The sequence below is a fragment of the Cupriavidus basilensis genome, from assembly GCF_008801925.2.
GTDB classification, from domain to species: domain Bacteria; phylum Pseudomonadota; class Gammaproteobacteria; order Burkholderiales; family Burkholderiaceae; genus Cupriavidus; species Cupriavidus basilensis.
This window is the reverse complement of record NZ_CP062803.1, coordinates 3,359,860-3,380,203: the sequence shown is the minus strand read 5'-3', so window position 1 is coordinate 3,380,203 and position 20,344 is coordinate 3,359,860. Positions and strand designations below refer to the sequence as shown.

21 protein-coding genes and 1 riboswitch are annotated in these 20,344 nt (G+C 64.3%); of the genes, 10 read left to right on the top strand and 11 right to left on the bottom strand.

The features are described 5' to 3' along the window. Positions 1-37: 37 nt before the first annotated feature. The 9 genes from ribBA to F7R26_RS15520 form a co-directional block, all read right to left on the bottom strand. Positions 38-1,150 (bottom strand): bifunctional 3,4-dihydroxy-2-butanone-4-phosphate synthase/GTP cyclohydrolase II, encoded by a 1,113-nt coding sequence (gene ribBA / locus F7R26_RS15560; protein ID WP_043348572.1) that lies wholly within the window; start codon positions 1,148-1,150, stop codon positions 38-40. 257 nt (positions 1,151-1,407) lie between these two features. Continuing rightward, positions 1,408-2,037 (bottom strand): riboflavin synthase, encoded by a 630-nt coding sequence (locus tag F7R26_RS15555; RefSeq protein ID WP_150984097.1) that lies wholly within the window; start codon positions 2,035-2,037, stop codon positions 1,408-1,410. Positions 2,038-2,121: 84 nt separating this feature from the next. Next, positions 2,122-3,240 (bottom strand): bifunctional diaminohydroxyphosphoribosylaminopyrimidine deaminase/5-amino-6-(5-phosphoribosylamino)uracil reductase RibD, encoded by a 1,119-nt coding sequence (gene ribD / locus F7R26_RS15550; protein WP_150984098.1) that lies wholly within the window; start codon positions 3,238-3,240, stop codon positions 2,122-2,124. Positions 3,241-3,300: 60 nt separating this feature from the next. Continuing rightward, entirely contained in the window at positions 3,301-3,873 is a 573-nt protein-coding gene (locus F7R26_RS15545; protein ID WP_150984099.1) for a GspH/FimT family pseudopilin, read from the bottom strand. Positions 3,874-3,880: 7 nt separating this feature from the next. Continuing rightward, positions 3,881-4,330, bottom strand: coding sequence for a type IV pilin protein (locus F7R26_RS15540; protein ID WP_150984100.1), 450 nt, complete (start codon positions 4,328-4,330; stop codon positions 3,881-3,883). 64 nt (positions 4,331-4,394) lie between these two features. Then, complete coding sequence (locus F7R26_RS15535; protein ID WP_150984101.1) at positions 4,395-5,927, bottom strand: pilus assembly protein; 1,533 nt, start codon at positions 5,925-5,927, stop codon at positions 4,395-4,397. Then, positions 5,924-6,553: a pilus assembly protein gene (locus F7R26_RS15530; protein ID WP_150984102.1), complete on the bottom strand. Its 630-nt coding sequence runs from the start codon at positions 6,551-6,553 to the stop codon at positions 5,924-5,926. Before F7R26_RS15530 ends, F7R26_RS15535 begins: the two co-directional genes overlap by 4 nt. Beyond that, a complete protein-coding gene (locus F7R26_RS15525; protein ID WP_150984103.1) occupies positions 6,547-7,479 on the bottom strand; it encodes a PilW family protein in 933 nt (310 codons plus the stop codon). Before F7R26_RS15525 ends, F7R26_RS15530 begins: the two co-directional genes overlap by 7 nt. Then, positions 7,476-7,898, bottom strand: coding sequence for a type IV pilus modification PilV family protein (locus tag F7R26_RS15520; protein WP_150984104.1), 423 nt, complete (start codon positions 7,896-7,898; stop codon positions 7,476-7,478). Before F7R26_RS15520 ends, F7R26_RS15525 begins: the two co-directional genes overlap by 4 nt. Positions 7,899-8,306: 408 nt before the next feature. Between F7R26_RS15520 and F7R26_RS15515 the strand changes: the two genes are divergently transcribed. Genes F7R26_RS15515 through F7R26_RS15490 form a run of 6 tightly spaced genes read left to right on the top strand, consistent with a single transcriptional unit; the run spans position 8,307 to position 15,110 of the window. Then, positions 8,307-8,801 (top strand): type IV pilin protein, encoded by a 495-nt coding sequence (locus F7R26_RS15515; RefSeq protein WP_150984105.1) that lies wholly within the window; start codon positions 8,307-8,309, stop codon positions 8,799-8,801. A gap of 7 nt (positions 8,802-8,808) precedes the next feature. Continuing rightward, entirely contained in the window at positions 8,809-9,327 is a 519-nt protein-coding gene (locus F7R26_RS15510) for a pilus assembly FimT family protein (RefSeq protein WP_170301747.1), read from the top strand. A gap of 1 nt (position 9,328) precedes the next feature. After that, positions 9,329-9,775, top strand: a complete 447-nt coding sequence (locus F7R26_RS15505; RefSeq protein ID WP_150984106.1) for a type IV pilus modification PilV family protein — start codon at positions 9,329-9,331, stop codon at positions 9,773-9,775. Between the two features lie 7 nt (positions 9,776-9,782). Beyond that, on the top strand, positions 9,783-10,952 hold the full coding sequence (locus F7R26_RS15500) for a PilW family protein (protein ID WP_150984107.1): 1,170 nt from the start codon (positions 9,783-9,785) through the stop codon (positions 10,950-10,952). Positions 10,953-10,954: 2 nt separating this feature from the next. After that, a complete protein-coding gene (locus F7R26_RS15495; protein ID WP_150984108.1) occupies positions 10,955-11,512 on the top strand; it encodes a hypothetical protein in 558 nt (185 codons plus the stop codon). A 7-nt stretch (positions 11,513-11,519) separates the two neighbouring features. Then, entirely contained in the window at positions 11,520-15,110 is a 3,591-nt protein-coding gene (locus F7R26_RS15490) for a pilus assembly protein (protein ID WP_150984109.1), read from the top strand. A 35-nt stretch (positions 15,111-15,145) separates the two neighbouring features. On the opposite strand, the gene nrdR is transcribed toward F7R26_RS15490, so the two are convergent. After that, positions 15,146-15,610, bottom strand: coding sequence for a transcriptional regulator NrdR (gene nrdR, locus F7R26_RS15485; RefSeq protein WP_150984110.1), 465 nt, complete (start codon positions 15,608-15,610; stop codon positions 15,146-15,148). A 146-nt stretch (positions 15,611-15,756) separates the two neighbouring features. Next, on the bottom strand, positions 15,757-17,004 hold the full coding sequence (gene glyA, locus F7R26_RS15480; protein ID WP_150984111.1) for a serine hydroxymethyltransferase: 1,248 nt from the start codon (positions 17,002-17,004) through the stop codon (positions 15,757-15,759). Positions 17,005-17,127: 123 nt separating this feature from the next. After that, positions 17,128-17,230, bottom strand: a riboswitch (ZMP/ZTP riboswitch). Positions 17,231-17,391: 161 nt separating this feature from the next. Between glyA and ybgC the strand changes: the two genes are divergently transcribed. The 4 genes from ybgC to tolA are packed head-to-tail and all read left to right on the top strand — an operon-like array spanning position 17,392 to position 20,126. Then, entirely contained in the window at positions 17,392-17,796 is a 405-nt protein-coding gene (gene ybgC, locus F7R26_RS15475; RefSeq protein WP_043352192.1) for a tol-pal system-associated acyl-CoA thioesterase, read from the top strand. Next, positions 17,793-18,476, top strand: coding sequence for a protein TolQ (gene tolQ / locus F7R26_RS15470; protein WP_043348531.1), 684 nt, complete (start codon positions 17,793-17,795; stop codon positions 18,474-18,476). Before ybgC ends, tolQ begins: the two co-directional genes overlap by 4 nt. A gap of 42 nt (positions 18,477-18,518) precedes the next feature. Further along, a complete protein-coding gene (tolR, locus tag F7R26_RS15465; protein WP_043348529.1) occupies positions 18,519-18,956 on the top strand; it encodes a protein TolR in 438 nt (145 codons plus the stop codon). A gap of 15 nt (positions 18,957-18,971) precedes the next feature. After that, positions 18,972-20,126: a cell envelope integrity protein TolA gene (tolA, locus tag F7R26_RS15460; RefSeq protein ID WP_150984112.1), complete on the top strand. Its 1,155-nt coding sequence runs from the start codon at positions 18,972-18,974 to the stop codon at positions 20,124-20,126. Positions 20,127-20,344: the final 218 nt, after the last annotated feature.

The following is a 20,344-nucleotide window of genomic DNA, read 5'->3' as shown; positions in this document are numbered from 1 at the left end:
CCCGCGATAGGCTCGCGGCCGCCGTGTATCCGGTAGTTCAGTTAGCCTGGCCGCCGCTCATGGGCTGGTAGCCAGTCACTTCAAGGTCATAGCCGGTCATGCTCGGCATTTTCAGCGGAGATGCCAGCACGCGCATCTTGCCCACGCCGAGATCCTTGAGGATCTGGGCGCCGGTGCCGTAGGTGCGCAGGTCCGGCTTCACGCGCGGGCGGTTTTGCGGCGCGTCGAGCGCCGAGAACTGCGTGAACAGCTGTTCGGCCGTGTCGCCGCAGTTCAGCAGCACCATCACGCCATGTTCGGACTGCGCAATGGCCTCGAGCGCGGCGGGCACGCTCCAGGAGTGCGTGGTACGCGACACTTCCAGCAGGTCCAGCGTGGAAAGCGGCTCGTGCACGCGCACCAGCGTTTCGCGATCAGCCTGCGGATTGCCCTTGACCAGCGCCAGGTGGGCGCGCCCGCTCGGCTTGTCGCGATAGATGATGCTGTGGAACGTGCCATATGGCGTTTGCATGGTGCGCTCGCCGGCGCGCTCGATGATGCTCTCGGTGCGGCTGCGGTAGTGGATCAGGTCGGCAATGGTGCCGATCTTGATGTCATGCTCTTGCGCGAACTCGATCAGGTCCGGCAGGCGCGCCATGGTGCCGTCGTCCTTCATGATCTCGCAGATCACCGCAGCCGGCGTCAAGCCGGCCAGGGCGCCCAGGTCGCATCCGGCCTCGGTATGGCCGGCGCGGATCAGCACGCCACCGGGCTGGGCCGTCAGCGGGAAGATGTGGCCGGGCTGGACCAGGTCGGCGGCACGGGCATCCTTGGCCACCGCGGCTTGCACGGTACGGGCCCGGTCGGCCGCCGAGATGCCGGTCGTGACGCCTTCGGCTGCCTCGATCGACACCGTGAAATTGGTGCCGTGCACCGTGCCGTTGCGGCTCACCATGGGTTGCAGCTCGAGCTGGCGGCAGCGTTCGGCGGTCAACGTCAGGCAGATGAGACCCCGGCCGTACTTGGCCATGAAGTTGATCGCCTCCGGTGTGACGAAATCGGCAGCCAGGACCAGGTCACCCTCGTTCTCCCGGTCTTCCTCGTCAACCAGGATGACCATGCGGCCGGCACGGATTTCGGCAATGATTTCTTCTGTACGGGCGATTGTCATAGCTGCAGGCTGGGAAGCTGGCTGAAGTTTGGGCTGGAATTCTGGCTGAATTTCGGGCGGGATGGCTTGCTGGCCGGCTGCCGCTTCAGGGTATACCGGCTGACCGCGGCAGCGGTCTGGCCCGATATTGTACGTCAACCAGGCGCCGCAGGGCGCGCGGCGCCAGCGGGGCCAATGCAGATGGCCCTCCGTAGGGCGGGGGACGGGTTAATGTCAGGTGGCCTTGGCAGGCCGCCTGGGTAACGAAAAGACGGGTGTCAGGCAGGTTTTGGCGCGCTCAACATGCGCTCCACATACCGCGCGATCAGGTCGATCTCCAGGTTCACGCGCGTGCCGGGCTTCAGGTCCTGCAGCGTGGTGACCTCGATCGTATGGGGGATCAGGTTGATCGAGAACGTGCAGCCGTCTTCATCGTCGATGACCTTGTTGACCGTCAGCGACACGCCGTTGACCACCACCGATCCCTTGTAGGCCAGATAGCGTCCCAGCTCGCGCGGGGCGCGCACGCGCAGTTCATGCGACTCGCCCACCGGCGCGAAGTGGGTGACTTCGCCAAGCCCGTCGACATGGCCCGAGACCAGGTGGCCGCCGAGGCGGTCGGCCAGGGTCAGCGCCTTTTCCAGGTTGACCCGGCCGGGCTTGTCCAGGCCAGCGGTCTTGTCGAGCGATTCGCGGGAAACATCGACGTCGAAGGCGTCGCCGTCCAGCGCGATGACCGTCATGCAGGCACCCTGGATGGCGATGCTGTCGCCAAGGATGACATCGGACAGGTCCAGCCCGTTGGCACGGATGCGCAGGCGCACACCAGCATCGGCTGCGGCTTCGCTGGCGCCCAGCGGGGATACGGTTTCGATGCGGCCGACGGCCGCGACAATGCCAGTGAACATGATCGATGCTTGATGCAATGGGAAAACACGCATGCTAGCAGGTGCGCAGCGGATTCGTTTTGCGCGCGGCCTGCCGTCAGGCGATCAGACGTGATCGGCGCGGCGCGCGATCAGGCGCAGGTCTTCGCCGATCATGCGCACGTCGTGCCAGCGAAAGGCCGCGGCGTCCTGCAGCCGCGCCAGGGGCGGCAACTGGAACATGCCTTGCGCGTCGCCCAATAGCTTGGGCGCGAGGTAGATCAGCAACTCGTCTGCGCAATGCTCGCGGATCAGCGATCCGTTAAGCTTGAAGCCGGCTTCCACGTGCAGCTCGTTGATGCCGCGCCGGCCGAGTTCTTCCAGCATGTGGCGCAACTCCACCTTGCCGTGTGGATTGGGCAGCACCACCACTTCCGCGCCGCGGGCTTCCAGGGCACGACGGCGCGCGGTATCGTCAAAGGCGCAGAACACCAGCACGGGCTTGGCAAAGTCGCCGGTGTCCGGCGTCAGCAGGCGCGCGTCCAGGGGAATTTCCAGCCGGGAATCCACCACCACGCGCTGAGGCTGGCGCGGCGTTTCCACGGCACGCACATTGAGCTGCGGGTTGTCGTCGCGCACGGTACCGATGCCGGTCAGGATAGCGCTGGCGCGCGCGCGCCAGGCGTGGCCGTCGTCGCGCGCCGCCTGGCCGGTAATCCACTGGCTGCTGCCGTCGTGCAGCGCGGTGCCGCCGTCGAGCGAGGCGGCTACCTTGACACGCACCCAGGGCAGGCCGCGCGTCATCCGGTTGACAAAGCCGATGTTGAGTTCGCGCGCTTCTTTTTCGAGCAGGCCGCAGCGTACGTCCACGCCGGCTTCGCGCAGCCGCTGCAAGCCACGGCCCGAAACCGTCGGGTTCGGGTCCTCCATGGCGGCCACCACGCGCGCGATGCCGGCGCGCACCAGCGCGTCCGCGCAGGGCGGCGTCCGGCCAAAATGGCTGCAGGGCTCGAGCGTGACAAAGGCCGTGGCGCCCCTGGGATCGTTCCCGCGCGCCGCGGCATCCTTGAGCGCCTGGATCTCGGCGTGATCCTGCCCGGCGGGTTGGGTGAAGCCCTGGCCGATGATCTTGCCGTCCTTGAACAATACGCAGCCAACGCGCGGGTTGGGCGTGGTGGTGTACATGCCACGCTCGGCGAGCGCGAGAGCCTGTGCCATGGCTGCGTGGTCGGTATCGGAGAACATGAGGCCTGGTGCTTCCTGCCGCGCGGGCGGTGAGTTGGATAGGGTTACTGTCATCAGGTGTCAGGGCGGCTCGGACTGTGCGAGGCCGTCGCAATCGGCATCCTGCCCCGGCGTGCACAAGCGGACCCGGCCGTGGGCACCGAGCCTTAGCTGCCGCTGTTCGCCCCGGCAGGTCACGGTGAAGGTGGCGGCGAGGAACCCGCCTTGCTCTGAGCGAGAGTATCCCACAGCTGTCATGCGCAGCGTATTGCTGCCTTGCGCTGTCGAGCGCAGGGCGATCCGCAGGCAGGCCTCGCGCAGCTCGACGACAGCAAGCAAGCCGGCGTTGTCCTGGCCCGGCTCGTCTCCCGGCTCCAGTGCCAGCTGCCAGCCTTGGTCCAGCGACGAAGCACCCGGCAAGGGCTTCAGTACCACGTCGGATCGCCGGGCTACGGCGGCCGAGCGCGCCACCGCCAGCGAGCCGGCCAGGCGGTCTGCCGCCAGCATCACCTGCTGGCGCGCCTGCAAGCGCTGCCAGGACGGCAAAGCCAGCGCCGCCAGGATGGCCAGCACAGCCAAGCAGGTGAGGAGTTCGGCAAGCGTTGCGCCGCGACGCGAATGCCGGTGCCAATTCCGGTGCCAGAGCCGACGCACGGGCGCCTCAGCATGCCTGGGGCAGCGGCACCGGCTCCGCGGCAAAGGCGGGCTGGGCAAGCCACTCGCCGGTGCTGCGCAGAATCAGCGTGCCGCATGACGCATCCGGCGTCTGCGGCACGGCGCGCAGCTCCACACAATGCGCGAGCCCGCTGCCCGGGCAGGCACCGGCATTGATCCAATGACGTGGGCGCGCTGCCTGGGCGGGCACCGACTGCGGCCACTTGCCGGCCGCCGTCGCGCCGCCCGGCTGGGCGGCGAAGGTCATGGTGGCGAGCGCGTGGCGTTCCAGGTCCAGCATCAATCCGATCAGTGCGCTGCGCGCCTCGGCACGCCTGCCGCGTTCCATATGCTGGTGCCAGGCAGGCATCACCATTGCCATAAGGATGGTGGAGACAGTCAGCGCGATCAGCAACTCGAGCAGGGTGAAGCCGGTCGGGCGGTGGCAGGGTGTCATGCAGGGGCTCCGGGGTGCGGTGGCGTGGTTGGCGGTGGATTGGTCTGGAAGGCGTATCTGAGTCTCACGGCGACCCGGAGCGGATCAGCTCGCGCCAGCTGAGGCGGCCGGTGCGGCGGCTGGCGACGGTGCGGTTGAGTGGCACGGCGTTTCCTTCCTCCAGGGACCAGAGCGTGAGGGTCACGTCCTCATGCGACGTGACGCCCGGTTGCGGCGCAAGCTTTGGCGGTAGTGCCGCGCGTTCGAGAACGACGGTCGCCGTGGCGTTGGCCCCGAACCCGGTTGCTACGTGAGTGAGAGGCCCGCCGGCCTGCGCGCTGGTAGTGGATTCGCCGCTCAGCGCGTGGATCAGGTACGCACGCTGGCGCGCGTCGGGCGTTCGGGTGACAAAGCCGAGGTAGCCCGGGTCGGCGGGGAGGAGCCGTTCCAGGCGCTCGCCGGGATTGGGAAGAGGCAAGTGCCAGCCAGCGGCGGATACTGGTCGGCCTTGAATATCCGGCGCGTGAGCCTGCCGGCGCAGCACCACGCCGCCTCCTTGAGGCTGGGCCACAATGCGCGCGCCACCGCGACTCGGGCTGCCTGTGTCGGTGAATGCCGTGCTGTCGAATACCGCACTGACATGGGTGCCGGTTCCGTAAACCACCAGGTGGCCGCCGGCGGCGCTGATCAGGGCAGGGGGCACGATTGCGCGCGACGATGGCGCTGGGTTGTCCATCCGGTAAATGCAGTCGACGCGCCGGCCGCTATCACGCCATGGCATCGCGCCACGCAAGTCGAACCGCCAGAGCCCGCCTGCGGCATCCACCGCGTACGCCGCCAGGGCCACACCGGAAGTATCTGGCAGGATGCTTGCGGCAAGCAGCGCGGGGTTGGGTCCGGCGCTCCCGCAACCGCCGGCCGGCAGGAGCAGCTGGTGTATCGCGTGGCGTCCTTGCCACGGCGCGTGCGTGGGTTTGTCCAGGGGCAGGATGGCGATGCCGGCCTGTTGCCCCGGCGGATCGCGATGGGGCACGCCTCGGTGGGCTTGGCGACCCTGCGAGGCGCCGAGCGTCACCATCGCGTACCAGCGCGGGCCTTCATGCGTGGAGAGTGCCAATGCGCGGACTGGGCCGGACGGGGCCAGCGGCAGCGTGTCGGAAGCCCTGGCCTCCCAGAGCGGTCCTACTGGTGGCCGCGCCGCTACATTCGTGATGTCGAGGGCGAAAACGCCCGCTTGTGGATCGGCTGCGTTCGCTGGAAGGCCACACAGCAGCACGGTGCGCCAGCGGCCGGGTTCGAGCGAGACGTCGGCAGCCTCGGGGTGTGGGCAGGGCACGGAGCCCTGTTTTCGCATTGGGCGCGGCTGGTAAGCGAGTACTTCGTCGCCGGACATCGCATTGAACGCGCGCAGCCTGCCATCACGCATCCCCAGCCAGACCAGCGCGGCGCGCGCGCCGTGCTCAGCGACGAACGCCGCGTGTCCCGGCCAGCCGGGTATCCACTTGGGAGGCGTTACCAGGAAAGGTGGCGTGCTTCCCGCTCCCTGTGCCGTGCAAGAAAATAGCAATCCGGCGGCGAGCGCAATCAGCGCGTTGTGGTACCGGGCGGAGTGCGTCATGGCTGGAACTCGCTCTGTAGCAAGCTGCGTACCGCCGCGTCGCGCCCCAACCCCAGCGCAGTAATGCGAAAACGCAGCCGTTGGCCCGTGCCCGGCGTGTAGCCGGATCCCAGCCATTCGCCAGGAGGGCGCTCGTGCATCAACTCGGCAACGTACCGCGGCATGGCGCCCGCCCCGGCCGCACCGGGTGGCAAGGCCGGCAGGGTAACGCCGCTGAAGGAGCCCATCGCGATGCCGGTGGTCTCATCCGGCCGGCGCCAATCGAGCCAATTCAGCCATGGCGGCGGCATGCCCGGGGCGGGCCGGCAGAGTCCCCGCTGCGCGCCGGCGCCGCATTGGCCCGGCGGTGGCCACGCAGCAAGGCGGCTATCCACTGCGGACGCGCCGTTGCTGAGCGCCGTCATCAACTCCGCTTCCGCGTCGAGCAACGCCGTCTCCGCCGTGCGAAAGGCAATCTCCTGTTCGAGCTGGTAAGTGACCACTTGCCTGCTGGCGAGCAGAAATTGAAGGCCAGCCAGAGTTGTGGCGGCCACAAGCAGAAGCATCGTGGCCGTCAGCAGGAGCGTGGTGCCCCCTTTGGCCCGGTTACCGCGCCGCAGGCAAGGCGCAATCTTGGCGCTCAGCATGGTGTCTCCGCGCAGGGCCTGGTATTGCGCAGCCGCACGGATGCCGAGAACACCCGTCGTATCAAGGCAGGCCGGTCACGTGGCGTAAAAACGAGGTCGTCGGCATGGAGGCTGGCGCCGGCATGCGCGCCCGGTGGGAACAAGGTGAGTATGGCCGGCGCTGCCGGCAGCGCCAGTGGGCGCTCACCACGCAGCACCAGTGCCACCTGCACCACCAGTACCTCGCGCCAGGCTGCGTCGCCCCTGGCGCGCAGTTCCTCGGCCCGCAGGAACGCGTCGGCCTTGCCATCGCCATCGGTATCGATGCCGTATCTCAACTGCATGGCCTCCACGCCACGCACCAGGGCGCCCGAAGTCCAGCTTCCCTCCAGCACCCTCCCGTCGCGCCGGCTGGCATAGCGGCACAACAGTTGCGGCTCGCCATCCGAGCCGGCGGCGATATAGATCAGGCTCTCCCCCGCATAAGCGCGGGCTGCGCCACCAGCCGATCCGCCCACGCTCACCGCCGGCAACGCATACCCGCTGCAATCGATCATGGTCTGGTCCGGCAGCGTCGGATCCTGCGCGCGCCCGCTGCCACTGAATCGCACCAGCAGTGCGTCGCTGCCATTGACCCCACGGCGAGGGCAGGTAGGCAGCGCGGCAATGCCCGGCTGGCCGCAATCGTCCCGCCCAGACAGCGCCGGTGGCGCATTGGCCGGCAAGGCCACGCCGACCGGCTGCCAACCGCTATGCCGGACTAGGTGGGAGAGGATGGCGAGCGCCCGCTGGCCGCGTTCTTCCAGCAGCACGAGATCGACGGCGGTGCGGTACGTGACCTGGACGGCATGGAACGCGGACACAGCCAGCGCGCTGACCAGCAGGCCGAGCGCCAGGCCGACCATCAGTTCGATCAACGAGAACCCTTGTGCGCGACGAGTCCTCATGGCCGGATCCAGAGGGCAACGACGCGCAGCGCGGCCGCATCCCGCAAGCCGCCGGTAGGCCTCGACGAAGCCAGGGACAGCGGCCCGACGACCGCCAGCCTCGATCCCGGCAAGCACCCGCTGTCCTCCACCGAAGCGAGCGACTGGCACAACTGGAGGGCATTCGGGCCAATGCCGCGTGCCTGAAGGGGCGACAGCGCGAGGCCCGGATCCTCCAGCTCCGCTAGTTCTGCGGCTGCGCGTGTGGCATGGCCGAGGGCCTCATAGCCGCGCAGTGTGCCTAGTGCGAACGGCGCCAGCTCAGCAAGCGGCAGCAGGCCGACGCCGAGGACGGCGAGGGCGGTGAGGGATTCGATGAGGATGAAGCCGCGAGGGGATCCTGTGATCGCCGGCGTTGAAGGAGCGGTTGTAAAAGGCATGGCGGTTTCGCTCGGATGTGGCGACCTGCTCAGGATGCCGCTCAAGCGAAGGCAAAAGTGTGCCGGGCTGTGAAGGGTTTGCTAAATAATGTTTCATACATGCCTGTGGCTACTATCCAACGCAGTCAGTGCAAACCGACTCGGCGAAGTAGCTGAATTGACACTTCCCTATCCTATCCCCCACTATAGCGGGGTGGCGCTCGCAGCCAGATGCGCTATGAAGTAATCAAGGCTGATGCGCCTGTCGCCAGCCTGCAGAAAATTAAAAGATTTCGGGATGGGTTCGGCGCTTCCAACGCAGAGTGGAATGCCGGAACCGGATGAGTCATTCAACCGGGGGTCATATGTACAGGGTCAAAACTTCGCTCGCGCAGGGCACGCATTCGGCCGTTCATCGGCGGCGCTGACATGTCCGCGCCGCTTCGCCTTCTCGCGACCGCGCCGCATTTCCCCACTCAGCAAGGCGCCCGGCCTGGAGCAGGACGGCGTGGATGCCGGGTGGCGCGCGGGTTTACCTTGATCGAGCTGATGGTGACGGTCGCGATCCTCGCCATCCTGTCGGCAATTTCCATTCCGATCTATTCGGACTATGTCACGCGCAGCAAGCTGTCGGAGGCCTTCGACACGCTCTCCGTGTTTGGGCTGCGCATGGAGCAGAGCTTCCAGGACAACGGCAACTATGGTGTCGGTACGGCCTGCAATGTGTCCGCCTCTTCGACGAACTTCGCCTATCAGTGCACCTTGACCTCTGGCGGCCAGGGGTTCCTTATGACCGCGCAAGGCCAGGGTCCGGTCGCCGGCTTTACCTATACGCTTGACCAGACCGGCAACAAGGCCACCACTGCATATAAGGGCCAGGCGGTAAGCGGCCCTTGCTGGTGGCTGACTCCGGGGAATTGCTGATATGAGGATGAGGGGGCTGTCCCTGATCGAGATGATGGCTGTGCTTGCCATTATCGCCATCCTGCTGATGGTCGGCGTACCGAGCATGAGCGACTATTTGCAGAACAGCCGTCTGCGTGCTGTGAGCGAGCAGCTGTCATCGGACCTGAAGGCGGCGCGCGTCGAAGCGCTGAACCGCAATCGGATGACGACATTCGCGGTGTCTGCAAGTGGTTGGTCTTACGCAGTACCCAGCGTGGCTGCTTTCGCTGGCTATTCCGCGTCTCCGGCAGAGTTGAACCGCTCGGTTGCGCTTGCCTCGAACCAGGCAGCGATCTGCTTTGACGGCACTGGACGCGTGTTAGCGGCGGACTGCGGGGGGGCGCCGGCTGCTTTGCCTCAGTTCGATATCCAGCCGGTGAGCGGGAGCGCAGCGTGTCGCGCTAACGGTGGTACTGCGCAATGTCTGCGCGTGATGTTGTCGGCCTTGGGACAGGCCCGCGTGTGCAATCCCGCGGCTGCGGCAAATAGCTTGATGGCGTGCTGATATGAAAGCGCGCGTCCAAGGTTTCGCACTCATTGAGGCAATGGTGTCGTTGACGCTGTTCGCGATTGGCATCGTTGGCTTGTGCGCAGCGACTCTGATGGCTGCCAAGCAGAATTCGCAAACCCGTTATCGTACTGTGGCGCAGTACTACGCCGCCGAGATTATTGGGGTTGCCACGGTGGATGCGGCGAACGCTCCGTGCTACACCGTGCCGGCCGGCGGCGGGTGCACCGCCGGCACCGGCCAGGCGATCGCGGCCGATTGGCTTAAGCGCGTCAACGCTGCACTGCCTAGCGACGCGACGCACACACCGACGGTGGCTTATGACGCAGTCACCGGCAACCTGACCGTCACCCTGCAGTGGAAACTGGCAGGCGAAGCGCAGGAGAAGACCTACTTGAGCCTTACCACCTGGCACAACCTCGTATCCACCACCAACCTCAGATAGCCACGCCATGCACGCCAGGCTTCACTCGCACCTGCGTACTAGCGGCTTCACGCTGATTGAGCTGCTGGTTGGGCTTCTGATCGGCTTGATTGCCGGCGTCGCTATTCTCAGCGCAACTTACTTCTTCGAGGACTTCAAGCGCACGCAGTTTGGGACCAGCGCGGCTGCCGACAGCAGCGTGCTGGCCATGCTGGCAATCGGGCGCGATATCAAGGGGGCGGGAGTCGGCGTTGCCGCCAGCGGCCGTAATAACCAGTCCACCATCATCTGCCCGGCGCTCAACGCCTATTTCAACGGCGTGCTGATCGACAACGCCGCGATTGCGCCCGTATGGGTGACACGCCCGGGTGGGGTGGGTGCCTCGGACACGATATCCATTGCGGGAGCCTCCTCAATTGGCGCCGCGGCGCCGATCGCCCTTAGTACTGGAATGGCGACAGGGACGGATCCGCTGAATGTGCCTTCGGCCCAGGGCATCACCATTCCGGGCCCGAACACGCAGGGGTCGGTATTACTAGTTTCGGCGTACAGCGGCAACGGCAGCGTGACTGCGCCCTGCACCGTCATGCAGGTCAGTGGAACCACGCTGCAGGCCAACAGCACGCAGATAGCCCATGCGGCGGGCAGCGGCAACTGGAATCCTCCGGCAACGGTGGTGTTCTCCAATCCACAGGCTTATGGCGCTGGCGCGAGCGTGATGAACGCGGGGGCATTTACCTGGACGACTTATCAGGTCAACAACGCGACGGCCACGCTGCAACTGGTTGATCAGTTTGCCTCTGCTGGTACCCCCGCGACGCCGCTGGCAGAGAATGTGGTCTACATGCGCGCGCAGTATGGGGTGGTCGCGGGAACAGGCTTGAGCGTTGCCCAATGGGTGGATGCTACCGGGGCATGGGCATGGCCGCTAAGCGCGGCCAGCATGAGCCAGATCCGGGCAATTCGCGTAGGCCTGGTCACGCGAATTCCGGCGGCTGTAAAGCCGTCAGGCGGGCCGGGAGCGGCATGCGATGCCACAACGGCGGCGACCTTGCCGGTGATTTTTGCCGCTACCGCTTCGCCCCTGGGGGCAGCCGTGACGGCCGATCTGAGCGCGACACAGAATTGGCAGTGCTATCGCTATCGCACGCAGAGCCTCGTCATCCCTCTCAAGAATATCGTGTTCGGAGAACAGTGAGCATGCGATCGCGTCGCACCCAGACCGGCCTCGCGCTGCCGATCGTGTTGATCATCCTGCTGGCGATCCTGGTGTCCGCGGTGTCGTTGCTGCGTACCGGTGCCGTATCGGGAACCACGGCCGGCAACGTTGCATTCAAGGAGGCTGCGAGCCAGGCCACCGATCTTGCCTTGACCGCTGCGAAGACTACCCTGGATGGCGTTGCCAACCCGGATACCACGGATACCACCAAGCAGTACTACGCGACCACTACCACCTTCGCGCTGGACCAGAATGGCCTGCCCAATGTGAACTGGGCCGACACCACCAGCTTCCCGCAGGTCCAGGTCGGCAACGGTGGCTTGCAATATCAATATGTGGTCGAACGCCTGTGCAGTTCGACTCCGGTGACAGATCCGTACGGCCAGTGCACTGCCCGCGCCAAGGCGATCCAGGGGCCAAGCAGCAATCAGATGGGTTCACCTTCACTGCAACTGCCACAGGTGGCTTACCGGGTGACGGTACACGTCACGAGCCCGCGCAGCGGCGAGACATTCGTACAGGCAATCCTCAACAGATAACCGGCCCATGAAACTCTCATCCTTGCTTAAGGTTTGCCTGGCGATTTCCTCGGTGGCGGTGATTTCGGCCTACTCTGCCTCGACCGACATTTCCGTTACGCCGCTCTCCGCCACTTCGCAGGCGCCGCCCAACGTCATCTTTGGCATTGACGATTCGGGTTCGATGGACTTCGAGGTCCTGATGAATACGAGTGACGGTGCCTTGTGGTGGGATACGAGCAACAAGAACTTCTACTCGGGTGGCAAGTTCAACTTCAATGATACGGGCTCGTCCGGCAATGGCTGGATGAAGTTTGCCTATCTGTTCCCGAACGGGCAGAGCACCAGCAATGATAGCGATCTGCGCCGCTACGCCGATTCGACGTCCGATCACTTCGCGGTGCCGCCGCTGCCGCAGTACAGCTACATGCGCAGTGCGGACTACAACCCGATCTATTACAACCCGAATGTAACCTACGTCGCATGGCCGTCAGCCTATATGGGTGGCGCAATGAAGAGCTTTAGCAACGCAAGCACGGCGGCGACCCGTAGCCATCCGTACTATCCGACGCAAAGTTCATCGTCGCCATACACGTGGAACATGGCGGGGACTGTTGCCGTGCAAGGCAATCCAGGCGCCAACACGACCTTCCGCATGTTCCCTGGCATGGTGATTCCGTTTGCGTGGGCATCTGCGAACTCACTCACGCAGATCACCTACAAAAAAAATGGCGGCAGTTGGACAACCACGAATATCAGTAGCGATCTCACAATCCCCTCCAACGTCACCTACTGGGATGTTTCGCTTCCTTACCGCCCCGCGACCTACTACGTCAAGGATGCAACCTGTACGGCTAGCACTGCAGGCTGCAATGCAACGCCGGATGGTGCCTTTGTGCGCGAGTGGCAGATCGTTCCTGCCAACAGCGGGAAGTTCCCGGGCGGACGCAGCTATGCGGATGAGCTGCAGAACTTCGCCAACTGGTTTCAGTATTACCGCAAGCGCAAGCTGATGCTGGGCTCGGGCATGGGCCAGGTTTTGACGAACCTAAAGGGAATGTACGGTGCCTATACCAACTTCAATTCGGGGGCGGGCACCAACGTCACCATGTACGACTTTTCCTCGACGGATAACTTGAAGAATGGTTCTGCGTTGCTGGGGGCGATTTATCAGAGCGTAGCGGCTGGCGGTACGCCCACACTTGAAACACTCAACTTCATCGGTGGCCAGTTCATGAGAACGGACACCAATGCGCCGGTCAAGTTCGCTTGCCAGCAGAATGCAGGTTTTATCCTGACCGATGGCTATGCCAACAAGTCGACGGTGACGCCGCCGAGCTATTCGGCCAGCAGCAGCTTCATCAACACCGCCCCGTACTCGGCAATTCCCAAGCCTTCCTTGGCGGACATCGCGAGCTCTTACTTTGTCAATAATCTGCGCACCGATCTCACTGCGGGCCTGGTGCCGGTCAATTCGACGGATAGCTCCTGGAATGCCGACAAGAACCCCAACCTGCATATGAATACGTATGCGGTGGCGCTGGGTGCAAAGGGCTATATCTATGGGCAGAACACCGCGCAGGCCAACAGCCCGAACCTGAATCCGCCGACCTGGGTGGCCACGTCCCAGAACTACAGCCCTAACGCGCTGGATGACCTTTGGCACGCCACCATCAATGGCCGCGGCCAGATGTTCCGAGCGACCAACGCCGCCGACCTGACGTCGTTCTTCCAGCAGGTGCTTCAGAGCCTGTTGTCGAAATCCGCATCCAACGCGGCAATTGCAGTGAGTTCCACTAATGGCGGTGGCGCGGCCTTCATGGCCAGCTACAACGGCCAGAACTGGTCTGGCGAGCTGACCGCCGCGCCCATCGACCCAACCACCGGGTTCATCAATGCCGCCGCGCCGCTGTGGAAGGCGCGCGACCAACTGACTAGCCGCACCGCCAGCAATCGCTGGATAGGGACCTACGACAACGGCAAGGGCGTTGCCTTCGCAACGGGGACGGGAGGATTGCTGGCGAGTACCGTCAACCTGCTCAACAGTTCCGGCAAGACTGACGGGGCCAGCGTGTTGGCCTACCTGCGAGGCGATCGATCACTGGAGGGCACTACCTATCGGACGCGCAGTTCGCTACTTGGTGATATCGTGTCGGCTGAGCCGGTTTATGTCGCCGGTGCGACCGCCTATTACACCGACGCGGGCTATGCCGGGTTCCAGAGCCAGCTCGCTTCTCGCAAGCCCGCGATTTACCAGGGGGCAAACGACGGCATGCTGCATGCGTTCGACGCCAGTTCCGGCGCGGAGCTCTGGGCGTATGTGCCGGGCGCGCTTCTGACGACAAGCGGGAAGATGAATGCGTACACGGTGACGCCCTATACGCATCAATACTACGTCGATGCCACGCCGGCTGTTGGCGATGTCTACATGGCCGGTATCAAGGCATGGAAAACCCTGCTAGTGGGTGGGCTAGGGGCGGGGGGCAGTGGCTACTATGCGCTTGATGTGACCAGTTCGACGGCGCAAAGCGATGCGGACGTGGCCAGTAAAGTGAAATGGGAGTTTCCGAATTCGGCGACCAGCAGCACGGATGCGGCCAACCTGGGCTTGACCTTCGGCAAGCCTATCCTTGCGAAGACTAAGGCCATGGGCTGGGTGGTGCTCGTGCCGTCGGGCTATAACAACAATGTGGTTCGCAACGGAGGAACGCAGGGCGATGGCAAAGGCCGCCTGTTCGTGCTCGATCCTGCTACCGGCAACGTCCTCCAGTCGATCTCGACCGGGGTTGGCGATACGACTACGCCTTCTGGTCTCGCCTATATTTCCGCTTACGCGGCGAATGGATCGACCGACGCGACAATCGACTACGTTTATGGCGGCGACCTGCTGGGGAATGTGTGGCGCTTCGATTTGTCCGGCACCGCTGCTACCTCGTGGAATGTCAGCAAGCTGGCCAGCCTGGCGGATAGCAGTGGCAAGGCGCAACCGATCAGTTCGGCGCCGGAGCTGACTACCTATAACGGTCAACGCATGGTCTTCGTGGGTACGGGTCTTCTGCTCGGGCAATCCGACTTGGGCGTGAGTAACGTGCAATCCATGTACGCTTTGGTTGACAATATGACTGCAGCGCCGCTGATCTCGAACGTGCGAACCGCGCTTGTGAAAAGAACTGTGACGCTATCGGGGTCTGTGCGCCATATCAGCAACACGCCTCCTGTGAACTACACCAAGAATCCGGGCTGGTACTTCGATCTGCCAGGCTCGGGTGAGCGAGTGGTGACCAATCCGGCCGCTATTGCGGGGATCCTGGTTTTCACCACCGACATTCCCTCGGCGGCGACTTGTGGCTCGTCCAGCTATCTGTATGCAGTGGATTTGACTACTGGCGGCGAACTGCCAAGCACGAACTTCACTTCATCCGGGCTGTCCCCGTGGACGGGGATTGCCCTATCCAATACCGCGCTGTCATCAAGGCCGTCGCTGGTCGCGTTAAACAATGGCAATCTTGACGCACTGACCCAGCAGTCGAACGCCACTTCGTCCACGTCTCAACTGCCGATCAATTTGCTGAGCAAATCCAAGCGGGTGGCGTGGAAGGAGGTCTACATCCAGAAATGAGGCGGGCTTGGCGCCAGGGGTGGCTGGCCCGTAGCTTAGCGTTTGCTGCTGCTCGCCGCCACTTCGGCGAGTACATCGGAAAATTCCGACACGTCCTCAAAACTCCGATACACCGAAGCAAACCGGATATAAGCAATTTTGTCCAACCGGCGCAGCTCGCGCATGACCAGTTCCCCGACCTGGCTGCTGGGGATTTCCTTCTCGCCGAGGGCGAGCAGTTTTTCTTCGATGCGGGTGATGGAGGCGTCGATGGCTTCGGCCGAGACCGGGCGCTTGCGCAGGGCGAGGCGCATCGAGTCTTTCAGCTTGTCGCGGGTATAGTCCGCGCGAGAGCCGTTTTTCTTGACGATGGCGGGGAAGAACAGCTCGATCCGCTCATAGGTGGTGAAGCGGCGGTCGCAGGATTCACAGCGGCGGCGGCGGCGCACCGTATCGCCTTCTTCCGACATGCGCGTGTCCAGGACCTGGGTGTTGGAGTGAGCGCAAAAAGGGCATTTCATGCCTGACCACCTCGAAGTATGAGCCGGGGCGCGTGCCGCGCAGGCAGCGTTTTGTCATTCTGTGTCGCGCCGGGCTAGGTTGGCAAGGCCCGCCGCAGGCGCGGCGGGGCTGCCGGCCACCCGCGCTTGGCGGGTGGCGCAGGGCTTTAGCCGTAGACCGGGAAACGCTTGGTCAGGGCTGCCACTTGCTCGCGTACGCGCGCGATGTTGGCCAGGTCGTGCGGGTTTTCCAGCACGTCGGCGACGAGGTTGGCCACCAGGCGGGCTTCTTCTTCCTTGAAGCCGCGGGTGGTCATGGCCGGCGAGCCCAGGCGGATGCCCGAGGTGACGAACGGCTTTTCCGGGTCGTTGGGGATGGCGTTCTTGTTGACGGTGATGTGTGCTTCGCCCAGGACCTTTTCGGCTTCCTTGCCGGTGATCTGCATGGCGCGCAGGTCGACCAGCATGACGTGGCTTTCGGTGCGGCCGGAGACGATGCGCAGGCCGCGCTCGATCAGGGTTTCGGCCAGCACGCGGGCGTTCTTGACCACTTGTTGCTGGTAGGTCTTGAACTCGGGCGAGAGGGCTTCCTTGAACGCGACTGCCTTACCGGCGATCACGTGCATCAGGGGGCCGCCCTGGATGCCGGGGAAGATGGCCGAGTTGATGGCCTTCTCATGCTCGGCCTTCATCAGGATCACGCCACCGCGCGGGCCGCGCAGGCTCTTGTGCGTGGTGGTGGTGACGAAGTCGGCGTGCGGCACCGGGTTGGGGTACTCGCCGGCGGCAATCAGGCCGGCGTAGTGGGCCATGTCGACCATGAACAGGGCGCCGATGGACTTGGCCACCTTGGAGATGCGTTCGAAGTCGATGCGCAGGGCGAAGGCCGAGGCGCCGGCGATGATCAGCTTGGGCTTCTTTTCCTGGGCCAGCTTTTCCAGCGCGTCGTAGTCGATGTCTTCGTTTGCGTCCAGGCCGTAGCTGACCACGTTGAACCATTTGCCGCTCATGTTGAGCGCCATGCCATGGGTCAGGTGGCCGCCTTCGGCCAGGCTCATGCCCATGATGGTGTCGCCCGGCTTCAGGGCGGCGAAGAACACCCCCTGGTTGGCCTGCGAGCCGGAATTGGGCTGCACGTTGGCGGCTTCGGCGCCGAACAGTTGCTTGACGCGGTCGATGGCCAGCTGCTCCACGACGTCGACGTACTCGCAGCCACCGTAGTAGCGCTTGCCGGGATAGCCTTCGGCGTACTTGTTGGTGAGTTGCGAGCCTTGCGCGGCCATCACGGCCGGCGAGGTGTAGTTTTCCGAGGCGATCAGCTCGATGTGCTCTTCCTGGCGCTGGTCTTCCTTCTGGATGGCGGCAAAAAGCTCGGGGTCGATCTGGTCGATCGTATAGCGGCTGCGTTCGAACATGGCGAAAACTCGTCTGAAAAAAAGGGGAATTCCGAATGGCTTCGGGGTAGGGCGCGCGGGGAAGGCACAGGCGACCGGCGCCGGATGCGTTGGCTATCCGGCGCAGGGCGCACCCTGCTTCCCATTCGCTGCCCAGGCGAGCGGCAGGCGCTTGAAACATCGCGCCAGAGAACTTTGCGCTTCCTCGTGGTAGTGCCCACTGACTTCGCCAGTCGCGCAAGATGGAATGGTTGGCGGCAGTTTAACGCGAGGCGCCGGCTCGCTGCAAGACGGTGCTGCGGGGCCAAAGACCGAAAGTCAATGCCTTGTCCGTCAGGTAATGTAATTGTTGTAATGTCGGACAAGGGTTTACACCGGGTCGGGCCGGCTGCCGTTACAATCGCGGCCATGAGCAACAATGTGTGGGCCTTGCGGGTGTACTGGGAAGACACCGACGCGGGCGGCGTAGTGTTCTACGCCAATTACCTCAAGTTCTTCGAGCGCGCCCGTACTGAGTGGCTGCGCTCGCTAGGCATCGAGCAGCAAGCGCTGGCCGATGAGTCCGGCGTCGTCTTCATCGTCAGAAGCACGGCGGTGGACTACAATGCCCCCGCCCGTCTGGACGACCTGCTTGAGATCCGGACACAGATTGAACGGGTTGGCCCGGCGTCGGTCCAATTCGCCCAAGAAGCCTGGCGTGGTGAGCAATTGCTGGCTACTGGCGCCATCCGGGTTGGGTGTGTTGATCGTAGCACATTTCGCCCGACTCCCATTCCCGCCCCCGTCCTTGCAACCATCAAGACCGCTCGATGAATCCCGTGACCGTCACGCAAGACCTGTCGATCATTTCGCTGGTGCTGCACGCCAGTGTGCTGGCACAGGCCGTCATGGCCCTGCTGCTGGTGATGTCCCTGTTCTCGTGGACATATATCTTCCGCAAGCATTTTTCCCTGCGCGCCGCGCGGACCCAGACCGAGGGGTTCGAGCGCGATTTCTGGGCCGGCGGCGACCTCCAGGCCCTGTATCAGAGCGCAGCCAACAATCGTCACAATACAGGCGCGCTGGAACGGATCTTTGAATCCGGCATGGGCGAGTACCTGAAGGCGCGCGAGCGCAACAATGACGCCGGCGCGCTGCTCGACGCCGCGCGGCGTGCGATGCGCGCGGCCTATCAGCGCGAGATGGATGTGATGGAATCGCATCTTCCGTTCCTGGCATCGGTGGGTTCGGTCAGCCCGTACATCGGCTTGTTCGGCACCGTATGGGGGATCATGAACGCCTTCCGTGGCTTGTCCAATGTGCAGCAAGCAACGCTTGCGGCCGTGGCGCCCGGCATTGCGGAGGCGCTGGTCGCCACCGCTATCGGCCTGTTCGCGGCGATTCCGGCGGTCATTGCCTACAACCGTTACGCCACCGAAGTGGATCGCCTGGCCATTCGCTTCGAGAGTTTCATGGAAGAGTTCCTGAACATCCTGCAACGGCAGACCCGCTAAAGCGCTGAAGCCACCAACGTCTTCGGTCAAGGAGAACCAGCAATGGCAGCGATACAGCGCCGTGGCGGCTCGCGCCGCCGGGCCAGCGCCGACATCAACGTCGTGCCTTACATTGACGTAATGCTGGTGCTGCTCGTCATTTTCATGGTGGCGGCACCGATCGTGAATCCCGCCGTGGTTGACCTGCCCAGCGTGGCCAACGCCACCCAGCAGCAAAAGGCACCCCCCATCGTCGTGACGGTGCATGAGGACGGTGCACTGACCGCGCGCGGCAAGGATAACGCCGGCAACAGCTTTGAGCGCAAGCTCGACAAGCAGGGCCTGATCGACTTCGTGCATCAGCGCCAGAACGAGAATCCCGATCAGCCGGTGGTGATCGCCGCCGACCGCTCGGTCAAGTATGAAGCCGTGCTGGACGTCATGTCAGTGCTCAAGGCCGACGGCGTGAAGCGCGTCGGCCTGATGGTCAAGCCCAAGTAAGCACCGCCCCACGCGATGAAAACCGCCGCCTATCCTTATCAGCCGGCCCCGGAGCGGGGAACCCTGCGTTCCTTCCTGCTCGCGGTTTTCATGCACTTGTTGCTGGGCATCGTGCTGTATTTCGGCGTGCACTGGCAGAGCAGCACCCCGGTGGGCGCCGAAGCCGAGCTCTGGGATGAGATCCCGGCCACTACCGCGCCGCCGCCGCCCCCGCCGCCTCCCGAACCGCAGCCCATCGTACAAGCCCGTCCCGCGCCTCCTGCGCCAGCGGTAAGGTCTCGCGCCGAAGAGGACGCAGAGATTGCCCTGCAGCAGCAAAAGCGCCGCCAGGCCGAGGCCGCCGCCCGCGAGGAGGCGCGCCAGCAGGCCGACCTGCGCGCGCGCCAGGAAGCCGATCGGCAGGAAGCGGCCCGCAAAGAAGCCGCTCGCAAGGATGCCCAGCACAAGGACGAGCTGCGCCGCGAAGAGCAACGCCGCGAAGAACAGAAGAAGGACGAGCTGAAGAAAGAGGCCCAGCGCAAGGAAGACGCACGCAGGCAGGCCGCGCTGCAGGAGCAGCGCAAGGAGCAGGTGGAGCGCGAGCGTAAGGAAGCCGACGCCAAGGCCCGCGCCGAGGCCAAGAGCCGTGCCGAGGCGGATGCCAAGGCGCGCGCCGAAGCTGACGCCAAGGCAAAGGCAGCCGCCGACGCCAAGGCCAAGGCTAACGCCGAGGCCAAGGCCGCCGCCAACGCGAAAGCCAAGGCCGATGCAGATGCCAAGGCCAAGCGCGACGCCGCCGCCAATGCCCAGCGCCACAGTGAACTGGCGCGGCTGCAGGCCATGGCCGGCGGCGGGGCGGCAGTCGGTGGCGCCGGCGGTGTCGGCAGCAGCGCCGGCAGCGGTGCTGGTTCTGGCGGCAAGGCCTCGCCTGGCTACCCGGATCGCGTGCGTCGCCGCGTCAAGCCGAATATCGTGTTTACCGAAGACGTGCCTGGCAATCCGGCCGCGGTGGTGTCGGTTCAACTGGCGCCGGACGGCTCCTTGATGTCCGCGCGGCTGTCCAAGTCCAGCGGCAATTCGGCCTGGGACAACGCCGTGCTGCGTGCCGTGGAGCGCTCGGATCCGCTGCCCCGCGACGAAAACGGCAAGGCGCCAGCCAGCTTCACGATCACCTTCAAGCCTAAGGATTAAGAGGTACGGCGATGGCGATGGCACGGGAACATTCGAATTGCAACATATTGCAACCTACGTCGATGCACCGCAGTCCCAACGCTAGGATGACAGGTTGCCTGACGCAGCCGGCAAATGTGCCCGGGGCACGCGATACGGGCATGCGACAAGCCTTCAGCATGCTTGCCCGTTCCACGGCTCCCGTTTGCCGGCCGCGCTCGATGAATATTGATCTCGAT

Bases quoted from the DNA above. Each gene is read 5' to 3' on its own strand.
- F7R26_RS15555 (WP_150984097.1), bottom strand. From the start codon at position 2,037: ATGTTCACTGGCATTGTCGCGGCCGTCGGCCGCATCGAAACCGTATCC.
- ybgC (WP_043352192.1), top strand. From the start codon at position 17,392: ATGAGCAACAATGTGTGGGCCTTGCGGGTGTACTGGGAAGACACCGAC.
- nrdR (WP_150984110.1), bottom strand. From the start codon at position 15,610: ATGAAATGCCCTTTTTGCGCTCACTCCAACACCCAGGTCCTGGACACG.
- F7R26_RS15540 (WP_150984100.1), bottom strand. From the start codon at position 4,330: ATGACACCCTGCCACCGCCCGACCGGCTTCACCCTGCTCGAGTTGCTG.
- tolR (WP_043348529.1), top strand. From the start codon at position 18,519: ATGGCAGCGATACAGCGCCGTGGCGGCTCGCGCCGCCGGGCCAGCGCC.
- F7R26_RS15510 (WP_170301747.1), top strand. From the start codon at position 8,809: ATGAGGGGGCTGTCCCTGATCGAGATGATGGCTGTGCTTGCCATTATC.
- F7R26_RS15515 (WP_150984105.1), top strand. From the start codon at position 8,307: ATGTCCGCGCCGCTTCGCCTTCTCGCGACCGCGCCGCATTTCCCCACT.
- F7R26_RS15520 (WP_150984104.1), bottom strand. From the start codon at position 7,898: ATGCCTTTTACAACCGCTCCTTCAACGCCGGCGATCACAGGATCCCCT.
- F7R26_RS15525 (WP_150984103.1), bottom strand. From the start codon at position 7,479: ATGAGGACTCGTCGCGCACAAGGGTTCTCGTTGATCGAACTGATGGTC.
- F7R26_RS15505 (WP_150984106.1), top strand. From the start codon at position 9,329: ATGAAAGCGCGCGTCCAAGGTTTCGCACTCATTGAGGCAATGGTGTCG.
- ribBA (WP_043348572.1), bottom strand. From the start codon at position 1,150: ATGACAATCGCCCGTACAGAAGAAATCATTGCCGAAATCCGTGCCGGC.
- tolQ (WP_043348531.1), top strand. From the start codon at position 17,793: ATGAATCCCGTGACCGTCACGCAAGACCTGTCGATCATTTCGCTGGTG.
- F7R26_RS15495 (WP_150984108.1), top strand. From the start codon at position 10,955: ATGCGATCGCGTCGCACCCAGACCGGCCTCGCGCTGCCGATCGTGTTG.
- glyA (WP_150984111.1), bottom strand. From the start codon at position 17,004: ATGTTCGAACGCAGCCGCTATACGATCGACCAGATCGACCCCGAGCTT.
- F7R26_RS15500 (WP_150984107.1), top strand. From the start codon at position 9,783: ATGCACGCCAGGCTTCACTCGCACCTGCGTACTAGCGGCTTCACGCTG.
- ribD (WP_150984098.1), bottom strand. From the start codon at position 3,240: ATGTTCTCCGATACCGACCACGCAGCCATGGCACAGGCTCTCGCGCTC.
- tolA (WP_150984112.1), top strand. From the start codon at position 18,972: ATGAAAACCGCCGCCTATCCTTATCAGCCGGCCCCGGAGCGGGGAACC.
- F7R26_RS15530 (WP_150984102.1), bottom strand. From the start codon at position 6,553: ATGCTGAGCGCCAAGATTGCGCCTTGCCTGCGGCGCGGTAACCGGGCC.
- F7R26_RS15535 (WP_150984101.1), bottom strand. From the start codon at position 5,927: ATGACGCACTCCGCCCGGTACCACAACGCGCTGATTGCGCTCGCCGCC.
- F7R26_RS15490 (WP_150984109.1), top strand. From the start codon at position 11,520: ATGAAACTCTCATCCTTGCTTAAGGTTTGCCTGGCGATTTCCTCGGTG.